We start from the raw sequence: 18,249 nt of genomic DNA, 5'->3' as shown, positions 1-18,249 counted from the left end.
CTAGTATAACCGGCGGCGCGATCCGCTGCATGAGGTATTCCGTGGCAAGATCAAAGACCAGCAAGGGCTGGCTGAAAGAACATTTCGATGACCCCTATGTGAAGAAGGCGCAGAAGGACGGTTACCGCTCCCGAGCCAGCTACAAGCTGCTGGAGATCCAGGAGAAGGACCGCCTCATGAAGCCGGGCATGACGGTGCTGGACCTCGGCTCCGCGCCGGGCGGCTGGTCACAGGTGGCCAGCCGGCTGATCGGCGAGAAGGGCCGCATCATCGCCTCGGACATCCTGCCGATGGACTCCATAGCCGACGTCACCTTCATCCAGGGTGATTTCACCGAGGATGAGGTGTTCGAGGCGATCCTTGCCGCCATCGGTGATCAGCCGGTTGACCTTGTTATTTCCGATATGGCCCCCAACATGAGTGGTACACCTGCGGTGGACCAGCCGCGGGCCATGTATCTGTGCGAACTGGCGCTGGATATGGCCGCGCGGGTACTGCGCCCGGGCGGAGACTTTCTGATCAAGGTCTTCCATGGCGAAGGCTTTGATGAATACTTCCGGGAAATGCGCGGCCGGTTCGACAAGATCGTTACCCGCAAGCCGGGGGCATCGCGGGACAGGTCAAGGGAAACCTATCTGCTGGGCAAGGGCTTCAGGCCCGGACAATGATCAGGATGACACAGGGCGTTACACAGCTGAAACTGCCGAGCCGGCGGAATCTGGTGTAAGGTAGACAGGTCTAATCAACAGACGAATACAGCCATGCCCCGGCGAATTACGGGGCAAGAGGATAGCGATTTGAACGACATGGCGAAAAACCTCATCCTGTGGTTGATCATTGCTGCAGTGCTGGTGACTGTGATGAACAACTTCAACAGTCCGGCAGAGCCCCGCACGATGAACTACACCGAATTTCTCGAGCTGGTGAATGATCGCCAGGTCGAACGGGTGACCGTGGACGGCTTCGTGATCACCGGTCAGCGCCGCGACGGCGAGAGCTTCAAGACCATCCGGCCGGCGATTCAGGACAATGGCCTGATCGGCGATCTGCTGGAGAACAACGTGGTCGTCGAAGGCAAGCAGCCGGAGCGCCAGAGTATCTGGACCCAGCTGCTGATCGCCAGTTTCCCGATCCTGATCATCATCGCCATCTTCATGTTCTTCATGCGCCAGATGCAGGGCGGTGGCGGCGGCCGGGGCGGCCCGATGAGCTTTGGCAAGAGCAAGGCGCGCATGCTGTCCGAGGACCAGGTCAAGACCACCTTTGCCGATGTGGCCGGCTGTGACGAGGCCAAGGAGGAAGTCGCCGAGCTGGTCGAATTCCTGCGTGACCCGGGCAAATTCCAGCGCCTCGGCGGTCATATCCCCCGCGGTGTGCTGATGGTCGGTCAGCCCGGTACCGGTAAAACGCTGCTGGCCAAGGCCGTGGCGGGTGAGGCCAAGGTGCCGTTCTTCACCATTTCCGGCTCCGACTTTGTCGAGATGTTTGTCGGCGTCGGTGCCAGCCGGGTGCGCGACATGTTCGAGCAGGCGAAGAAGCATGCGCCCTGCATCATCTTCATCGACGAGATCGATGCCGTCGGTCGTCACCGTGGCGCCGGTCTGGGCGGCGGTCACGACGAGCGCGAGCAGACCCTGAACCAGCTGCTGGTCGAAATGGACGGTTTCGAGGCCAATGACGGCATCATCGTCGTCGCTGCCACCAACCGCCCCGACGTGCTCGATCCGGCACTGCTGCGTCCGGGCCGCTTCGATCGCCAGGTGGTGGTCGGTCTGCCGGACATCCGTGGTCGCGAGCAGATCCTCAAGGTACACATGCGCAAGGTGCCGCTGGGTGACGACGTGGTGCCGTCCTCGATTGCCCGGGGTACCCCCGGCTTCTCCGGCGCCGATCTGGCCAACCTGGTGAACGAGGCGTCGCTGTTCGCTGCCCGTGCCGGCAAGCGCGTGGTCGAAATGAACGAGTTCGAGCTGGCCAAGGACAAGATCATGATGGGCGCCGAGCGCAAGTCCATGGTCATGTCCGAGAAGGAGAAGCTCAATACCGCCTATCACGAGTCGGGTCATGCCATCGTGGGCCGCCTGGTGCCGGAACACGACCCGGTGTACAAGGTATCGATCATTCCCCGCGGTCGCGCCCTGGGCGTGACCATGTTCCTGCCGGAGGAGGATCGTTACAGTCTGTCCAAGCGTGCGCTCACCAGCCAGATCTGTTCGCTGTTCGGTGGCCGTATCGCCGAAGAGATGACGCTGGGCTTCGACGGCGTGACCACCGGCGCTTCCAACGACATCATGCGCGCCACCCAGCTGGCCAAGAACATGGTGACCAAATGGGGCCTGTCGGAAAGGCTCGGTCCGCTGATGTATGCGGAGGAAGAGGGTGAGGTGTTCCTGGGTCGCAGTGCCGGCTCGCAGGCGTCCAACGTGTCGGCTGAAACCGCCCGCATGATCGACGAGGAGGTGCGCCGGATCATCGACGAGTGCTACGACACCGCCAAGCGCATCCTCGAGGAAAACCGCGACAAGCTGGACGTGATGGCCGAGGCGCTGATGAAGTATGAAACCATCGACCTCGACCAGATCAATGACATCATGGCCGGCAAGCCGGTGCGCGAGCCCAAGGGCTGGACCGATGACGACCGCCGCGGTCCGGGGGCTGCCGCTTCTACCAGCGACGACCCGGCCGATGCAAGGGACAAGCCTCGCGATGACGGCATCATTGGCGGGCCCGCTGGCGAGCACTGAGTCCCGGATGAACACTGATCGCAATAACTCCCGGCTGCCCTGCGGCAACCGGGAGCTCGACCTTTCCCGTACCCAGATCATGGGTATCCTCAATATCACCCCTGACTCCTTCTCCGACGGCGGTCGCTACAATCGGATGGATACCGCGCTCCAGCGCGTCGAGCAGATGCTCGCCGCCGGTGCCACCATCATCGATGTCGGCGGCGAATCCACGCGCCCCGGTGCAGCCCTGGTCAGTGTCCAGGAGGAGGTCGACCGGGTAGTGCCGATGGTCGAAGCGATCACGGCGCGATTCGATACGGTGGTATCCGTGGACACCAGCACGCCCGAGGTCATGCGCGGTTCCGCCGGGGTCGGTGCCGGACTGATCAATGACATCCGCGCGCTGCTTCGTCCGGGGGCGATGGAGGCGGCGGTCGACACCGGTCTGGCAGTATGTCTGATGCACATGCAGGGCGAGCCGCAGACCATGCAGCAGGCTCCGGTATATGATTCGGTGCTGGCCGAGGTGAACTCCTTCCTCGAGCTCCGGGTCCAAGCCTGTCTGGATGCCGGCATCGAACGCAGCAGGCTGGTTCTGGATCCGGGCTTCGGGTTCGGCAAGAGCCTGCAGCACAATCTGGAACTCTTCGCCTCCATGCGGCAGGTACGGCCCCTTGATCTGCCGCTGCTGGTCGGCGTATCCCGCAAGAGCATGATAGGCCAGGCGCTGGATCGGCCGGTCGACCAGCGTCTGGCGGGCGGCCTGGCGCTGGCGACGCTGGCCGTGACCATGGGCGCACGCATCATAAGGGTGCACGACGTCGCGGAAACCGTCGACGCTGTCCGCATGGCCGAAGCGGTACTGGCGGCGGAGCAGGGCTAGAAGATAACCGCTTTCGGGTTGCTCCCGATAATCGAGTCAGGATACTCACACATGGAAAAACGCTACTTTGGCACCGACGGTATTCGAGGACTTGTCGGCACTCACCCCATCACCCCGGAATTCATGCTCAAGCTCGGCTGGGCGGCGGGGAAGGCCTTCAGAAACAACGGTCACTGCCGGGTAGTCATAGGCAAGGACACGCGCATCTCCGGTTACATGTTCGAATCCGCCCTGGAGGCGGGTCTGTCCGCGGCGGGTGCCCAGGTGCAGCTGCTCGGTCCGATGCCCACGCCGGCCATTGCTTATCTGACGCGTACCTTCCAGGCCGACGCCGGGATCGTCATCAGCGCCTCGCATAATCCCCATTACGACAATGGCATCAAATTCTTCTCGGCCCAGGGGACCAAGCTGGCCGACTCGCTGGAACACGAGATCGAGCGGCTGGTGGATTCGCCGATGGAGCTGGTGGAAGCCAGCCTGCTGGGCAAGGTGGCGCGCGTCGAGGACGCCTCCGGTCGGTACATCGAGTTCTGCAAGAGCAGTGTGCCCACCAGTACCAGCTTCAAGGGCATGAAGATCGTCCTCGACTGTGCCCACGGGGCGACCTACAAGGTGGCGCCCAGCGTGTTCCGCGAACTCGGTGCCACCGTCAGCACCATCGGGGTGACCCCCGACGGGCTCAACATCAACGACGGGGTGGGCTCCACCCACCTCAAGGCGCTGAGCAGGGCGGTGGTGGAGCAGAAGGCCGACCTGGGTATTGCCTTCGACGGCGACGGCGACCGGGTGATGATGGTCGATGCGGCAGGCAACGAAGTGGACGGTGATCAGCTGCTCTACATCATGACCCTCGACCTCTATGAGCGCGGCGCGCTGGAAGGTGGGGTTGCCGGCACCCTGATGACCAACCTGGGGCTCGAGCTGGCCCTGCGCGAGCGGGACATTCCCTTTGTCCGCGCCAAGGTCGGCGACCGCTACGTCATGGCCGAGCTGCACCAGCGTGGCTGGCATCTGGGCGGCGAATCCTCCGGCCATCTGGTGTGCCTCAAGCACACCACCACCGGTGACGGCATCATTGCCGCGCTGCAGGTGCTGCGGGCGCTGCGCATGTCCGGCAAGACCCTGGCCGAAGCCTGCCAGGGAATGAACAAATGTCCACAGAAACTGATCAACGTGCGCTATCAGAGCAACGGCCAATCGCCGCTCGAGGCTCCCGAGCTGAAATCCGCAGTGGCTGCAGCCGAGGGCAGGCTGGCCGATACCGGCCGCGTGCTGCTGCGTCTGTCGGGCACCGAGCCGGTCATCCGGGTGATGGTGGAAGGGCAGGATGCCGAGCTGGTGAACCGGGAAGCGGAGACCCTCGCCGAGCAGGTGCGCAAAATGTTTGCCGCGGACTGAAAAGCGGTTGTTTCAGGCGGGCATTCTGGGTAACATTGGCGCCCGCTTGAGCAGAGAGGTTTGGCATGCGTCGTCCGCTGGTCGCCGGAAACTGGAAAATGCACGGTACCCGGCACTCGATTGGTGAGTTGCTCTCGGGGTTGAACGCCCAGCAGTGGCCGGATCAGGTCGATCTGCTGATAGCGCCCCCGGCCCTGTATATTCAGCAATGCCGTGAAGCGCTTGACGGCTCTCCCCTGAAGCTGGCGGGTCAGAGCTGTGCGTATCAGGCCGAGCCCGGCGCGCTGACCGGCGAGGTGTCCCCGGCCCAGCTGCGGGATGCCGGTTGTGAGTACGTGCTGGTAGGGCATTCCGAGCGCCGCAGCCTGTTCGGTGAGACCGATGAGGTCGTATGTCGCAAGTTCGCTGCGGCACTGGCCTGCGGTCTGCGACCGATCCTGTGTGTCGGCGAAACCCGGCAGCAGCGCGACGCGGGTGATACCGCCGAGGTGGTCGGGCGTCAGCTGCAGGTGATCCTGGAGCGCTTCGGTGTGAGCGGTCTGGCCCAGGGTGTGGTGGCCTATGAGCCGGTCTGGGCAATCGGCACCGGGTTGACAGCCAGCCCCGAGCAGGCGCAGGAAGTGCACGCGATGATCCGTGCGCGGCTGGCGGTTCTGGATGACGAGCAGGCCCAGTGCGTGCAGATTGTCTACGGCGGCAGCGTCAAGGCGGAGAACGCTCGAGCCTTGTTCGGCATGCCGGATATCGACGGAGGGCTGGTGGGTGGAGCCTCTCTCAATGCAGATGAATTTGGCGCGATTGCGCGCGCCGCGGGACAAGCTTAATGATTGAAACCCTGATTGTTGTTGTGCATCTTCTGGTCGCTATTGCCCTGGTTGGGTTGATTCTCATCCAGCAAGGCAAGGGCGCGGAGACGGGTGCGTCTTTCGGCGCGGGCGCGTCCGGCACCGTTTTCGGCAGTCAGGGTTCGGCTACTTTTCTCAGCCGCTTGACAGCTGTGCTGGCCACTGTATTCTTTCTGACCTCGCTGGGCCTGGCGTACTACGCCAGTTACAAGGCAAGCGAGATTCGCGACGCAGGTCTGCCGGTTCCGGCACTGCAGAGCCAGCCGGCCGCTCCGGCCAGCGATGATGTACCTGTTCTGGATGAAGTGCAGGCTCCTCAGGCCCCCGTATCGGACGACGTGCCGACACTGGATTGAGCCAACAGTTTTGCGGAAGTGGTGGAATTGGTAGACACGCTATCTTGAGGGGGTAGTGCCTTAGGGTGTATGGGTTCGAGTCCCATCTTCCGCACCAATCAGACAGGGCCTGCGTTCGCGCAGGCCCTGTTTTTTTCCGGCAGGAAATGCCCGCGGTTGTCATAACCGGCAGGCGGGCGTATAATTTCTGCCTTGGATTCGCCGCGGGGTGGAGCAGTCTGGTAGCTCGTCGGGCTCATAACCCGAAGGTCGTAGGTTCAAATCCTGCCCCCGCAACCAGTCAAAGGCCCCTTTTCAGGGGCTTTTTGTTAACTCCGGACTTCATCTTCATGAAGTGGCCGGAACCAGGATGGGCTATCAGGCCCATTTTTTATTCGTGAAGAAAGGCGGTCAAATTGTCCGGCAAACTTACCGAGTTGGAGCAGTTGCTGATCCCGGTGGTCGAAGCTCTGGGCTATCGTTGCTGGGGAATAGAATTTCTTTCCCAGGGCAGGCACAGCCTGTTGCGCGTGTACATCGACCATCCCGATGGCGTCAGCGTCGAAGCCTGTGCCACGGTCAGCCGGCAGGCCAGCGCGGTGCTGGATGTGGAGGACCCGATCAGCGGCGATTACACCCTGGAGGTGTCTTCGCCGGGTATGGACCGCCCGCTGTTCACCCTGGAGCAGTATGCAGCTTATGCAGGTGAGCAGGCGAAGATCAGACTGCGCGCGCCCTACGAAGGGCGGCGCAACTTTCAGGGTGTCATCCGCGGGGTGGAAGGCGATGAGGTGGTTCTGCAGGTGGAGGATCATGAGTACCTGCTGCCCATCGACAGTATCGACAAAGGTCAGATCGTTCCGCGGTTTTGAGCATTTTCCGGGCTCCAGTGGCCCCAATGGATGGCGTTAGGCGAGGCATACGATGAGCAAAGAAGTGCTGCTGGTTGTGGAATCCGTTTCCAATGAGAAGGGCGTACCGCCCGGAGTCATATTCGAGGCTCTGGAGCTGGCCCTGGCTACGGCTACCAAGAAGCGCTACGAAGAAGAAGTTGATATCCGCGTACAGATCAACCGTCTGACCGGCAATCACGACTCCTTCCGTCGCTGGACAGTTGTCGCCGACGAGGAATTTGTCGAGCCCGGCATGCAGCTGACGCTGGACCAGGCCCGCGAACGCGACCCAGCCCTGGACATCGGTGACGTGGTGGAAGAGAAGATCGAGTCCGAGGAGTTCGGCCGTATCGCCGCCCAGATCGCCAAACAGGTCATCGTGCAGAAGGTGCGCGAGGCCGAGCGCGCCCAGGTGGTCGACGCCTACCGTGACCGCATCGGCGAGATCATCAGTGGCACCGTGAAGAAGGTGACCCGCGACAGCGTCATCGTCGACCTGGGCAACAACGCCGAGGCGGTGCTGCCCCGCGAGGAAATGATCCCCCGCGAGACCTTCCGCACCGGCACCCGCATCCGCGCGCTGCTCAAGGAAATCCGGGTGGAGAACCGCGGTCCGCAGCTGGTGCTGTCCCGTGCCTGCCCGGAAATGATCATCGAGTTGTTCCGCATCGAGGTGCCGGAGATCTCCGAGGAGCTGATCGAAGTCATGGGCGCGGCCCGTGATCCGGGCTCCCGTGCCAAGATCGCGGTGCGCTCCAAGGACAAGCGCATCGATCCCCAGGGTGCCTGTATCGGCATGCGCGGATCGCGCGTGCAGGCGGTATCCGGTGAGCTGGGTGGCGAACGGGTCGACATCGTACTGTGGGACGACAACCTCGCCCAGTTCGTGATCAACGCCATGGCCCCGGCCGAGGTGGCCTCGATCATTCTCGATGAGGATACCCGCACCATCGATATCGCCGTGGCCGAGGACAACCTCGCCCAGGCCATCGGCCGCAGCGGTCAGAACGTGCGCCTGGCCAGTCAGCTGACCGGCTGGACGCTGAACGTGATGACCGAGGAAGACATCCGCGCGAAGCAGGAAGCCGAGACCGGCGACGTCCTGCGCAGCTTCATCGAAGAGCTGGATGTGGATGAGGAGTTGGCGCAGATTCTGGTTGATGAAGGCTTCACCTCGCTCGAGGAAGTCGCCTATGTGCCCATGGAAGAAATGCTCGAGATTGACGGCTTCGACGAAGACATCGTCAACGAGCTGCGCTCGAGGGCCAAGGACCGCCTGCTGACCAGGGCGATCGCCAATGAGGAGAAACTGGAAGAGGTTCAGCCTGCCGACGACCTGCTGAATATGGAAGGCATGGATCGTCCGCTGGCACTCCAGCTGGCTGCCCGGGGCATCCTCAGCATGGAGGACCTTGCAGAGCAGTCCGTGGACGACCTGCTGGACATAGATGGAATCGACGAAGCCCGTGCCGCTGCGCTGATCATGGCAGCGCGGGCCCCCTGGTTTGAATAAACCGGTCGGCTGGCAGTAACACCAGGCGGATACGCCAGGCCCCCGACTGAGGAGAAAGTGAATGGCTGAAGTGACGGTCAAAGAGTTGGCTGAGGTGACAGGTACGCCGGTAGAGCGCCTGTTGCAACAGATGCAGGAAGCAGGACTGCCGCACAAGGCGGCGGAGCAGACGGTTTCCGATGATGAGAAGCAGCGCTTGCTGGCGCACCTGAAGAACGCCCATGGCGAAGGTGGCGGCGAGCCGCGCAAGATCACCCTGAAGCGCAAGACCGTCAGCAAGCTCAAGGTGCCTGGCAGCAAGACAGTTAACGTGGAGGTGCGCAAGAAGCGCACTTACGTCAAGCGCGACGAAGTGGACCTGGAAGCCGAGCGTCAGCGTGAGCTCGAGGAGCTGCGTGCCGCCGAAGAGGCACGCCAGGCCGCCGCCGAAGCACGCCTGCGGGCCGAGGAAGAGGAAGCGCGCAAGGCCACTGAGGAGGCCGCGCAGAAGGCCGCCCAGGAACAGGCCGCTCGCGAGCAGGCCGAAGCCGCCGCCCCGGCGCCCGAGGCTGTCGAGCCCGCGGTTGAAGTGGCTGCCGAGGTGGAGGCTGCTCCCTCTCCTGCGGTTATCGCCAAGAAGAAGGATGAGCAGCGCCGCAAGGACCGCGCCGAGGAAGAAGAGCGCAGTCGCAAGCGTGCCGGTGGCCCGGGCAAGGGCCGCGGTGCTGCACGCGGTGTGGACGACGAGGGCATGGCGCGCCGCCGCGGTGGCGGTGGCAAGCTCAAGGCTCAGAAGAAACGCAATCAGCACGGCTTCGAGAAGCCGACAGGGCCAATAGTGCGAGAAGTTGTTATCGGTGAAACCATCACTGTGGCCGAGCTGGCCCAGAAGATGTCGATCAAGGCTGCCGAAGTCATCAAGTACATGTTCAAGAACGGCACCATGGTGACCATCAACCAGGTGCTCGATCAGGAAACGGCGACCATCATTGCCGAAGACATGGGGCACCAGGTCAAGAACGTCCGCGAGACCGATCTGGAGGACAGCGTGACCGCTGCCGCCAAGCAATTCGAGGGCGAGGAGGTGAGTCGTGCTCCGGTGGTGACCGTCATGGGTCACGTTGACCACGGCAAGACCTCGCTGCTGGACTACATCCGTCGTACTCGTGTGGCGTCCGGCGAGGCGGGTGGCATCACCCAGCACATCGGTGCCTACCACGTGGAAACCGAGCGTGGCATGGTCACCTTCCTGGATACCCCCGGCCACGCCGCGTTTACCGCGATGCGCGCCCGTGGTGCCAAGTCCACCGACATCGTGATTCTTGTGGTCGCCGCCGATGATGGCGTCATGCCGCAGACCGAAGAAGCCGTGCAGCACGCCAAGGCCGCCGGTGTGCCGCTGGTCGTGGCGGTGAACAAGATCGACAAGGAGCAGGCCGATCCGGATCGCATCAAGAACGATCTGGGTGCGCTGGACGTCATCCCCGAGGAGTGGGGTGGCGATACCCAGTTCGTCCATGTGTCGGCCAAGGTCGGTACCGGCATCGACGAGCTGCTGGAGGCCGTGCTGCTGCAGGCCGAGGTACTTGAGCTCAAGGCCCAGCCCACCGCCCCGGCGCGCGGCGTGGTCATCGAATCCCGTCTGGACAAGGGCCGTGGTCCGATCGCAACCGTACTGGTGCAGAACGGCACCCTGCGTCAGGGTGACGTGGTGCTGGCTGGCTTCAACCATGGCCGGGTCCGGGCGATGCTTGACGAGAACGGCAAGAACGTGAAGGAAGCCGGTCCGTCCATTCCGGTGGCGATCCTGGGTCTGGATGGCACCCCCGAGGCCGGCGACGAGCTGACCGTGGTGGCTGACGAGAAGAAGGCGCGGGAAGTGGCGCTGTTCCGTCAGGGCAAGTTCCGCGAGATCAAGCTGGCACGTCAGCAATCCGCCAAGCTGGAGAACATGTTCGAGAACATGGGACAGGGCGAGAAGAAGACCCTCAATCTGGTGGTCAAGACCGACGTGCGCGGTACCCTGGAAGCGCTGCAGGGCTCGCTCAGCGAGCTGGGCAACGACGAGGTTCAGGTCAAGATCGTATCCGGCGGCGTGGGCGGTATCACCGAGACCGACGCCAACCTGGCACTGGCTTCCAACGCCGTGATCTTCGGCTTCAACGTCCGGGCCGACGCGTCGGCGCGCAAGGTCATCGAGAACGAAGGTCTGGACCTGCGTTACTACAGCGTCATCTACGAGATCATCGAAGACGTCAAGAAGGCGCTGTCCGGTATGCTCGGCAGCGACGTCCGCGAGCAAATCCTGGGTGTGGCGGAAGTGCGTGACGTGTTCCGCTCGCCCAAGTTCGGCGCGGTGGCCGGCTGTATGGTCATCGAAGGCACCGTGTACCGCAACCGTCCGATCCGTGTACTGCGTGAAGACGTGGTCATCTACGAAGGCGAGCTGGAATCCCTGCGCCGCTTTAAGGATGACGTCGGCGAAGTGCGCAACGGCATGGAGTGCGGTATCGGCGTGAAGAACTACAACGATGTGCGTGTCGGCGACCGGATCGAGGTCTTCGAGCGGGTTCAGGTAGCCAGAACCCTGTAAGGGATTCTCAAGCTGACAGTCTGAAGCTGGAAGTCGCCCCATGGGTGGCTTCCGGCTTTGGCGTTTTCAGCTCCACCGATTTTTGAGTGCATTTTTATGGCCAAAGAATACAGTCGCACCCAGCGCGTAGCCGACCAGATGCAGCGTGAGCTTGCGCTGCTGATCCAGCGTGAAGTGCGTGACCCGCGTGTCGGCATGATTACCGTGACCGCCGCCGAGGTCAGCCGCGACCTGGCGCACGCGAAGATCTTCATCACCCTGATGGGCGAGGCCAGTGATGATGACATCGCGCTCAACCTCGCCGCCCTCAAGGATGCCGCAGGATTTCTGCGCGCCCAGCTGGGTCGGGTGATGAAGCTGCGCAGCATTCCGCAACTGCACTTCTTCTACGACGAGAGCGTGCGCCGCGGTGTGCACCTGTCCTCGCTGATCGAGCGTGCCGTCGCCGAGGATCGCCAGCATGCCAGGGATGATGAGGAATAACAGTGTCAGCGCCACGCAGCAAACGCCGTGATATCGACGGCATCCTGATTTTCGACAAGCCGCTGGGCATGACCTCCAATGCCGCGTTGCAGAAGGTTCGCTGGTTGTTCAACGCGAACAAGGGCGGTCACACCGGCAGCCTTGATCCGCTGGCCAGTGGTGTGCTGCCACTATGCCTGGGCGAGGCGACGAAATTTTCCCAGTACCTGCTCGATGCCGACAAGACCTATGTCACCGAGGCACGCCTGGGCATGACCACCACCACCGGCGATGCCGAGGGCGAGGTACTGGAGATGAAGCCATGCCAGGTCAGCCAGGCCGACGTGGAAGCGGTACTGCCGCGCTTCACCGGTGACATCGAGCAGATCCCGCCGATGTATTCGGCGCTCAAGCATGAAGGTCAGCCGTTGTACAAGCTGGCCCGGGCCGGGGAAACAGTGGAGCGCAAGGCGCGATCTGTTACCATACGCCGATTGACGCTGCTCGGACTCGAGGGCGACCGGCTGCGACTGGAAGTACACTGCAGCAAAGGCACCTATATCCGCACTCTGGTGGAGGACATCGGCGCCGCACTGGGCTGTGGTGCGCATGTTGCCGAGCTGCGCCGCAGCCAGGCCGGGCCCTTCGATCTGAGCCAGGCAGTGACGCTGGAGCAGCTGGAAACGCTGCACGCCGAAGGCGGTGCCCAGGCGCTGGATCATCTGCTGCTGCCCAGCGACAGCGGCCTGCTGGATTGGCCGGAAGTGAAGCTCACCGAGCAGACCGCCTATTATCTGAATCATGGGCAGGCGGTTCGCGTGCCGGGCAGTCCGGCGTTCGGCATGGTACGTCTGCGTGACCACACAGGTCAGTTCATCGGTATCGGTGAAATGACCGAGGACGCCCGGGTAGCTCCGAAGCGCCTGATGCGTTTCAATGGCTGAAGAATTCGGCGAGCCCTTAGGGCTCGCTCCGAAGTTGACCCGTAACGGGTCGCAACGAGGGTGGCTGTCAACAGGCGCGGTCATTCCTCGATTTAAAACACGGGACCAACCTCCCGGCCTGTTACCTCAGAGGAAAGCTGTCATGGCACTGAGCGTTGAAGAAAAAGCTGCAATCGTATCCGAGTATGCACGTGGTGAAGGTGATACCGGTTCTCCTGAAGTCCAGGTTGCTCTGTTGACCGCAAACATCAACAAGCTGCAAGGTCACTTCAAGGACAACAAGAAGGATCACCACTCCCGTCGCGGCCTGATCCGCATGGTTAACCAGCGTCGCAAGCTGCTGGACTACCTGAAGAGCAAGGATCTGGGCCGTTATGCAAGCCTGATCAGCAGCCTGGGTCTGCGTCGCTGAGACCAGTCCCGTTTGGACATGGCCGGGTCCGAAACCCGGTCGTGCCCAGAGTTTCCCCGCAGGGCAAGTAAAGCAAACAGCAGAGAGAGAATACGCCGTGAAACCGGTTATCAAACAATTCAAATTAGGTAATAACACCGTTACCCTGGAGACCGGTCGCATTGCGCGTCAGGCATCGGGTGCGGTTCTGGTCAGCATCGATGACTCGGTCAGCGTGCTGGCAACCGTAGTGGGCGCCAAGACCGCCGAAGCCGGACGTGATTTCTTCCCTCTGTCTGTTCACTACATCGAAAAGACCTATGCGGCAGGCCGCATCCCCGGTGGCTTCTTCAAGCGTGAAGGCCGTCCCACCGAGAAGGAAACCCTGACCTCCCGCCTGATCGACCGTCCCATCCGCCCGCTGTTCGCCGAAGGCTTCATGAACGAAGTCCAGGTCGTCTGCACCGTGGTGTCCACTGACAAGACCACCGATCCGGATATCGCCGCGATGATCGGCACCTCCGCCGCGCTGGCCATTTCCGGCATTCCCTTCGATGGCCCGATCGCCGGTGCCCGCGTCGGTTTCGACGACGTGGCGGGCTATGTGCTGAACCCCACCTATGAGCAGCTCAAGACCTCCCGCCTGGACATGGTGGTAGCCGGCACCGAAGACGCCGTGCTGATGGTCGAGTCCGAGGCCCAGGAGCTGACCGAAGACCAGATGCTGGGCGCGGTGCTGTTTGCCCACATGGAATTCCAGCCGGCGATCGACGCCATCAAGGAGCTGGCCGCCGAAGCGGGCAAGCCGGCCTGGGACTGGCAGCCGGCGCCGGAAAACACCGCACTGCTGGACGCCATCAAGTCCCAGTTCGGTGCCGGCATCAGCGAAGCCTATACCATCACCCACAAGCAGTCGCGCTACGACCGTCTCGGTGAGCTGCGTGAAGCCGCCGTTGCGGCCCTGGCCGGTGACGAAGAGGGCAAGCCCTCCGCCGGCGAGGTGAAGGAAGCCTTCGGCGAGATCGAATACCGCACCGTGCGCGAGAACATCGTCAACGGCAACCCGCGTATCGACGGCCGTGACACCCGCACCGTGCGTCCGCTGAACATCGAAGTCGGCGTGCTGGATCGCACCCACGGCTCGGCACTGTTCACCCGTGGCGAGACCCAGGCGCTGGTGGTCACCACCCTCGGCACCGCCCGAGACGCGCAGCTGCTGGATACCCTGGAAGGCGAGAAGAAAGACCCCTTCATGTTCCACTACAACTTCCCTCCCTACTCGGTGGGCGAGTGTGGTCGCATGGGTGGCACCGGTCGCCGTGAGATCGGCCATGGTCGTCTGGCCCGCCGCGGCATCCAGGCGGTCATGCCCGACATGGACCAGTTCCCCTACAGCATCCGCGTGGTGTCCGAGATCACCGAATCCAACGGTTCCAGCTCCATGGCCTCGGTCTGTGGTGCCTCCCTGGCACTGATGGACGCCGGTGTGCCGCTGAAGGCGCCGGTGGCCGGTATTGCCATGGGTCTGGTCAAGGAAGGCGAGAAGTTCGCCGTACTGACCGACATCCTCGGTGACGAGGACCACCTGGGCGACATGGACTTCAAGGTCGCCGGGACCGAGAAGGGCGTCACTGCGCTGCAGATGGACATCAAGATCAAGGGTATCACCGAGGAAATCATGGAGCTGGCCCTGCACCAGGCCCATGAGGCGCGTCTGAACATCCTCGGCCAGATGAATCAGGTACTGCCGGAGTCGCGCAAGGAGCTGTCCGCCAACGCGCCGACCATGATCAGCATGAAGATCGATTCCGACAAGATCCGTGACGTGATCGGCAAGGGCGGCGCCACCATTCGCAGCATCTGCGAAGAGACCGGCGCGTCCATCGACATCACCGACGACGGCACCGTGAAGATCTTCGCTGCCAGCAAGGACGCAGCCAACGCTGCCAAGGCCCGGGTCGACGGCATCACCGCCGAAGCGGAAATCGGCAAGGTCTACACCGGCAAGGTCGAGCGCATCGTCGACTTCGGCGCCTTCGTCAGCATCCTGCCGGGCAAGGACGGCCTGGTGCACATCTCGCAGATCGCCAACCAGCGTATCGAGAAGGTCACCGACGTGCTGCAGGAAGGCCAGGAAGTGAAGGTGCTGGTACTGGACGTGGACAACCGCGGCCGCATCAAGCTGTCCATGAAGGACGTCGAGGCGGCTGAAGACAGCGGCGTCTGACGATCCCCGGGCCGCGGTTTGCGGTCCGCATGAAAAACCCCGGTAGCCGCAGGCGCCGGGGTTTTTTGTGATCGCTCGAATGGCCCGATCCGCTGCCCGTCAGGCCTTGTCGGACTCGTCCAGCGGAGGCGTGGCCAGATTATTATCCACTGCGGTTGCCGGCTCCAGCGGCTCGTCGGGATCGCCGTCCCAGGGCTTGCCGTCCAGCGGTCGGGCCCGGCCCAGTTCCGCCTCGTCCAGACCGCGGCCGCCGCCGATGTCGCCACGGCCGACTTCGGTCAGCTCGGTGTCGGCGGCACCATCCTCGATCACCGCCTCCGCGGGGGAGCGGCTGCCATCATCCGGCAGCAGGGTTTCCGGCGCGGCGTCGTCCGCCGTCGGGCCCTGTCCCGGCCTGGCTGCTGCGGTCAGGCCGCCTTCCGCGGCGCGCTGGTTGCTCTCCTGGCGCGATGGCACGTTGCCAACCGGGCCCATGGGGCTGTCATCGGCGGCGGATTCGCGGTTGTCGGCTTCCACCTGGCGGCGTACCGCGTCGGTCAGCATCTTCTCGTCGGGTTCGTGTGAATCGTTCATGGTCACCTCCACATCTGTCCCTTCGGTTGACGCTGGCGGCGGCTGAAGATTCAGCCTATTTGCCTGCGTTCAGACCCGGCGCACCACGGCGTGCGGATCGAAGTCGTACCAGTGCCCGTCACGCAGCTCGCCCTCGGCCTCTTCCACGTCCTCGGCGCCCAGCCGGGTGAGGGTATCGATGGCAGTCTGGCGAGTGTCTTCGGATACCCGCACAGCAACCAGCACGCCGGCGGCGCGTTCGGTAACATCTGGCTGGGCAAAGGAAGGCTCGCCGGTCTGCTCGTCCACATCGGATTGCTTGTCGGTGCTGCTGACAGCACCGACCAGTGAACCGGTATAGGCACCCAGTCCCGCGCCGATGGCGATGCCTGCAGGGCCGATCACCGGCGTGGCGGCTGCGCCCGCGACGGCACCCACCACGGCCCCCACGCCGCCGCCCTTGGCCGCGCCGGAACCGGAATGGCGCGCACCGGCGGAGCTTTCAGCGTCGCCGCCGATGGGATACAGATCGTGCTGACCGTTGGGGTTCAGATAGAATGCGGCCAGCGCATCCCGGGGGAATCCCGCTTTCTGGAGTTCCGCCAGTGCGATGTCGGCTTGATCCTGCAACGTGAATCGGCCTGCAATGATGTTATGCATGGGCATCGCCTCACAGATGATGGGGCTTTTAAGCATAGCAGCGGGTTTTCTGCTAAACCAAACGGCAGGCCCGGGCCGCTGTGCCCCGCGCCTGGCCGCTCTGGGAGGACAAATGCAGCAACGACTCTTTGTGGGTATCGAGATTCCAGCATCGGCACGGATGAAGTTGACCACCCTGCGCACCGATTATCCGGGGGCACGCTGGCATCCACCGGAGGCACTGCATCTGACGCTGGTCTTTATCGGTCATGTGGAAGATGCACAGGCCAGGCAGATGGCAGCGGCGCTGGCGGACCTGCATGGCGCCGCGCTGACGCTCGAGCTGGCGGGCGTCGGCCATTTCGGCCCGGTGCACAAGCCCACCGTCCTCTGGGCAGGGGTGGAGGCCAGCGCGCTGCTTGCACAACTGCAGCAGCGCGTGGAACAGCAATTGCTGCCTCTGGGCCTGATCAGGGATGAGCGGCCTTACCGGCCGCATGTCACCCTGGCCAGGGTGAAGGAAGGTGGGGAGGCGCTGCAGGATTTTCTGCAGCGTTATCGGGATTTTCGGCTGCCACCCTTCGAGGTACAGGAGTTCTGCCTGTACGTAAGCCACGGGGGGCCGTCGGGGGTGCGCTACGAGGTGATCGAGCGCTTCAGCCTGGCGAAGCGCTGATCAGGGTACTCAGTCCCGTGCGAGCGCCAACGCCACGCCCTGACCGCCACCGATACACAGCGTAGCCAGCCCCTTGCGGGCATCGCGTCGCTGCATTTCGTGAAGCAGGGTAACCAGGATTCGGCAGCCGGATGCGCCGATGGGATGACCCAGCGCGATGGCCCCACCGTTGACGTTGACCTTGCTCATGTCCCAGCGCAGATCACTGGCCACTGCCAGCGCCTGGGCGGCAAACGCCTCGTTGGCTTCGATCAGATCCAGCTCCTCGACCTTCCAGCCAGCGCGGTTGAGGCAGCGCTGGGTGGCGCTCACCGGGCCGATACCCATCACTGCCGGGTCCACGCCGGAACTGGCATGGGCAGCGATGCGGGCCAGTACTGGCAGGCCGAGCTCGGCCGCTCTGGCGGCGCTCATCAGCAATACGGCGGCTGCACCATCATTGAGGCTGGAGGCGTTACCGGCGGTGACGGTACCGTCCTGGCGGAAGGCCGGGCGCAGCCGGCCGAGGGATTCCAGGGTGGTGTCGGCACGGGGCTGCTCGTCCTGGTCAACCAGCAGGGCTTCGCCCTTGCGCTGAGGCACTTCTACAGGAGTGATCTCGTCCCTGAATCGGCCGGCTTGCTGCGCTGCAGCGACCTTCTGCTGGGAGCCCAGGGCGTAGGCGTCCTGCTGCTGGCGACTGACCTCATAGCGCTCGGAGAGATTCTCCGCAGTTATGCCCATGTGATAGTGGTTGAAGGCGTCCCACAGGCCGTCGTGCACCATGCTGTCGATCAGCTGGCTGTTGCCCATGCGCTGGCCGGTACGGGAGTTCGGCAGCAGATGGGGGGACAGGCTCATGGACTCCTGGCCGCCGGCGATCATGATCTGCGCATCGCCGCAGCGGATGGCCTGCGCAGCAAGATGGACCGCCTTGAGTCCGGAGCCGCAGACCTTGTTGATGTTCAGTGCCGGCACGCTGTGCGGCAGGCCACCATAAATGGCCGCCTGGCGCGCCGGGTTCTGACCGCATCCCGCAGTCAGAACCTGGCCCAGGATGACCTCGTCCACACTGGCCGGTTCGATTCCGGTCTGCTCCAGCAGCGCCCGGATGACGGTGGCACCCAGCTGATGGGCAGGCACACCGGCGAACTGGCCACCGAAACTGCCGATGGCAGTCCGGGTGGCAGCAACAATCACGACCTCTTGCATGA

Annotated in this window: 16 protein-coding genes, 2 tRNA genes and 2 pseudogenes; 17 read left to right on the top strand and 3 right to left on the bottom strand. The window is 63.2% G+C overall.

All coding sequences use genetic code 11. The features are described from left to right. Nucleotides 1–41 precede the first annotated feature (41 nt). The 16 genes and pseudogenes from rlmE (at nucleotide 42) to pnp (ending at nucleotide 15,189) form a co-directional block, all read left to right on the top strand. The gene (gene rlmE / locus IEW63_RS13655) at nucleotides 42–668 is read left to right on the top strand and encodes a 23S rRNA (uridine(2552)-2'-O)-methyltransferase RlmE (RefSeq protein WP_188637189.1); all 627 of its coding nucleotides are present in this window, start codon (nucleotides 42–44) and stop codon (nucleotides 666–668) included. A gap of 138 nt (nucleotides 669–806) precedes the next feature. After that, nucleotides 807–2,744: an ATP-dependent zinc metalloprotease FtsH gene (gene ftsH / locus IEW63_RS13650; RefSeq protein ID WP_188637188.1), complete on the top strand. Its 1,938-nt coding sequence runs from the start codon at nucleotides 807–809 to the stop codon at nucleotides 2,742–2,744. Nucleotides 2,745–2,751: 7 nt separating this feature from the next. Then, a complete protein-coding gene (gene folP / locus IEW63_RS13645; RefSeq protein WP_188637187.1) occupies nucleotides 2,752–3,609 on the top strand; it encodes a dihydropteroate synthase in 858 nt (285 codons plus the stop codon). Between the two features lie 51 nt (nucleotides 3,610–3,660). After that, nucleotides 3,661–5,007, top strand: coding sequence for a phosphoglucosamine mutase (gene glmM / locus IEW63_RS13640; protein WP_188637186.1), 1,347 nt, complete (start codon nucleotides 3,661–3,663; stop codon nucleotides 5,005–5,007). 65 nt (nucleotides 5,008–5,072) lie between these two features. Continuing rightward, on the top strand, nucleotides 5,073–5,831 hold the full coding sequence (tpiA, locus tag IEW63_RS13635; RefSeq protein ID WP_188637185.1) for a triose-phosphate isomerase: 759 nt from the start codon (nucleotides 5,073–5,075) through the stop codon (nucleotides 5,829–5,831). Beyond that, the gene (gene secG, locus IEW63_RS13630) at nucleotides 5,831–6,208 is read left to right on the top strand and encodes a preprotein translocase subunit SecG (protein WP_188637184.1); all 378 of its coding nucleotides are present in this window, start codon (nucleotides 5,831–5,833) and stop codon (nucleotides 6,206–6,208) included. Before tpiA ends, secG begins: the two co-directional genes overlap by 1 nt. A gap of 12 nt (nucleotides 6,209–6,220) precedes the next feature. After that, a tRNA-Leu gene (locus tag IEW63_RS13625) sits at nucleotides 6,221–6,305 on the top strand. 105 nt (nucleotides 6,306–6,410) lie between these two features. Then, nucleotides 6,411–6,487, top strand: a tRNA-Met gene (locus tag IEW63_RS13620). 116 nt (nucleotides 6,488–6,603) lie between these two features. Then, nucleotides 6,604–7,059 carry a ribosome maturation factor RimP gene (rimP, locus tag IEW63_RS13615; protein WP_188637183.1) on the top strand — a complete coding sequence of 152 codons (456 nt, stop codon included), beginning with the start codon at nucleotides 6,604–6,606 and terminating at the stop codon, nucleotides 7,057–7,059. Between the two features lie 52 nt (nucleotides 7,060–7,111). Beyond that, the gene (gene nusA / locus IEW63_RS13610; protein ID WP_188637182.1) at nucleotides 7,112–8,593 is read left to right on the top strand and encodes a transcription termination factor NusA; all 1,482 of its coding nucleotides are present in this window, start codon (nucleotides 7,112–7,114) and stop codon (nucleotides 8,591–8,593) included. 61 nt (nucleotides 8,594–8,654) lie between these two features. Next, nucleotides 8,655–9,153: pseudogene (locus IEW63_RS14770) on the top strand (translation initiation factor IF-2 associated domain-containing protein); the annotation flags it as partial. 137 nt (nucleotides 9,154–9,290) lie between these two features. Continuing rightward, nucleotides 9,291–11,165, top strand: a pseudogene (gene infB, locus IEW63_RS13605) (translation initiation factor IF-2); the annotation flags it as partial. A 96-nt stretch (nucleotides 11,166–11,261) separates the two neighbouring features. After that, nucleotides 11,262–11,648, top strand: coding sequence for a 30S ribosome-binding factor RbfA (gene rbfA / locus IEW63_RS13600; RefSeq protein ID WP_188637180.1), 387 nt, complete (start codon nucleotides 11,262–11,264; stop codon nucleotides 11,646–11,648). Nucleotides 11,649–11,650: 2 nt separating this feature from the next. Then, the gene (gene truB, locus IEW63_RS13595; RefSeq protein WP_188637179.1) at nucleotides 11,651–12,571 is read left to right on the top strand and encodes a tRNA pseudouridine(55) synthase TruB; all 921 of its coding nucleotides are present in this window, start codon (nucleotides 11,651–11,653) and stop codon (nucleotides 12,569–12,571) included. A 142-nt stretch (nucleotides 12,572–12,713) separates the two neighbouring features. After that, the gene (gene rpsO, locus IEW63_RS13590) at nucleotides 12,714–12,983 is read left to right on the top strand and encodes a 30S ribosomal protein S15 (protein WP_188637178.1); all 270 of its coding nucleotides are present in this window, start codon (nucleotides 12,714–12,716) and stop codon (nucleotides 12,981–12,983) included. Nucleotides 12,984–13,080: 97 nt separating this feature from the next. Beyond that, on the top strand, nucleotides 13,081–15,189 hold the full coding sequence (pnp, locus tag IEW63_RS13585) for a polyribonucleotide nucleotidyltransferase (RefSeq protein WP_188637177.1): 2,109 nt from the start codon (nucleotides 13,081–13,083) through the stop codon (nucleotides 15,187–15,189). Between the two features lie 99 nt (nucleotides 15,190–15,288). Here the strand turns inward: pnp and IEW63_RS13580 are convergent, their stop codons facing one another. Both IEW63_RS13580 and IEW63_RS13575 read right to left on the bottom strand, forming a co-directional pair. Further along, the gene (locus IEW63_RS13580) at nucleotides 15,289–15,762 is read right to left on the bottom strand and encodes a serine kinase/phosphatase (RefSeq protein ID WP_188637176.1); all 474 of its coding nucleotides are present in this window, start codon (nucleotides 15,760–15,762) and stop codon (nucleotides 15,289–15,291) included. Nucleotides 15,763–15,831: 69 nt separating this feature from the next. Continuing rightward, nucleotides 15,832–16,401 (bottom strand): hypothetical protein, encoded by a 570-nt coding sequence (locus tag IEW63_RS13575; protein ID WP_188637175.1) that lies wholly within the window; start codon nucleotides 16,399–16,401, stop codon nucleotides 15,832–15,834. A gap of 112 nt (nucleotides 16,402–16,513) precedes the next feature. Between IEW63_RS13575 and thpR the strand changes: the two genes are divergently transcribed. Beyond that, nucleotides 16,514–17,056 (top strand): RNA 2',3'-cyclic phosphodiesterase, encoded by a 543-nt coding sequence (gene thpR, locus IEW63_RS13570; protein ID WP_188637174.1) that lies wholly within the window; start codon nucleotides 16,514–16,516, stop codon nucleotides 17,054–17,056. A gap of 9 nt (nucleotides 17,057–17,065) precedes the next feature. Here the strand turns inward: thpR and IEW63_RS13565 are convergent, their stop codons facing one another. Then, nucleotides 17,066–18,247, bottom strand: coding sequence for an acetyl-CoA C-acetyltransferase (locus IEW63_RS13565; RefSeq protein ID WP_188637173.1), 1,182 nt, complete (start codon nucleotides 18,245–18,247; stop codon nucleotides 17,066–17,068). Between the last annotated feature and the right edge of the window lie 2 nt (nucleotides 18,248–18,249).

Source organism: Halopseudomonas pertucinogena, assembly GCF_014646575.1.
GTDB classification, from domain to species: domain Bacteria; phylum Pseudomonadota; class Gammaproteobacteria; order Pseudomonadales; family Pseudomonadaceae; genus Halopseudomonas; species Halopseudomonas pertucinogena.
Note: the sequence above shows the minus strand (reverse complement) of the source record. Positions and strands in the feature narration are given on the sequence as shown.

What these genes read in the sequence shown, in the direction of transcription:
- ftsH (WP_188637188.1), top strand. Translation starts at nt 807, where the DNA reads ATGGCGAAAAACCTCATCCTGTGGTTGATCATTGCTGCAGTGCTGGTG.
- folP (WP_188637187.1), top strand. Translation starts at nt 2,752, where the DNA reads ATGAACACTGATCGCAATAACTCCCGGCTGCCCTGCGGCAACCGGGAG.
- IEW63_RS13580 (WP_188637176.1), bottom strand. Translation starts at nt 15,762, where the DNA reads ATGAACGATTCACACGAACCCGACGAGAAGATGCTGACCGACGCGGTA.
- thpR (WP_188637174.1), top strand. Translation starts at nt 16,514, where the DNA reads ATGCAGCAACGACTCTTTGTGGGTATCGAGATTCCAGCATCGGCACGG.
- glmM (WP_188637186.1), top strand. Translation starts at nt 3,661, where the DNA reads ATGGAAAAACGCTACTTTGGCACCGACGGTATTCGAGGACTTGTCGGC.
- rpsO (WP_188637178.1), top strand. Translation starts at nt 12,714, where the DNA reads ATGGCACTGAGCGTTGAAGAAAAAGCTGCAATCGTATCCGAGTATGCA.
- rbfA (WP_188637180.1), top strand. Translation starts at nt 11,262, where the DNA reads ATGGCCAAAGAATACAGTCGCACCCAGCGCGTAGCCGACCAGATGCAG.
- tpiA (WP_188637185.1), top strand. Translation starts at nt 5,073, where the DNA reads ATGCGTCGTCCGCTGGTCGCCGGAAACTGGAAAATGCACGGTACCCGG.
- IEW63_RS13565 (WP_188637173.1), bottom strand. Translation starts at nt 18,247, where the DNA reads ATGCAAGAGGTCGTGATTGTTGCTGCCACCCGGACTGCCATCGGCAGT.
- nusA (WP_188637182.1), top strand. Translation starts at nt 7,112, where the DNA reads ATGAGCAAAGAAGTGCTGCTGGTTGTGGAATCCGTTTCCAATGAGAAG.
- IEW63_RS13575 (WP_188637175.1), bottom strand. Translation starts at nt 16,401, where the DNA reads ATGCATAACATCATTGCAGGCCGATTCACGTTGCAGGATCAAGCCGAC.
- secG (WP_188637184.1), top strand. Translation starts at nt 5,831, where the DNA reads ATGATTGAAACCCTGATTGTTGTTGTGCATCTTCTGGTCGCTATTGCC.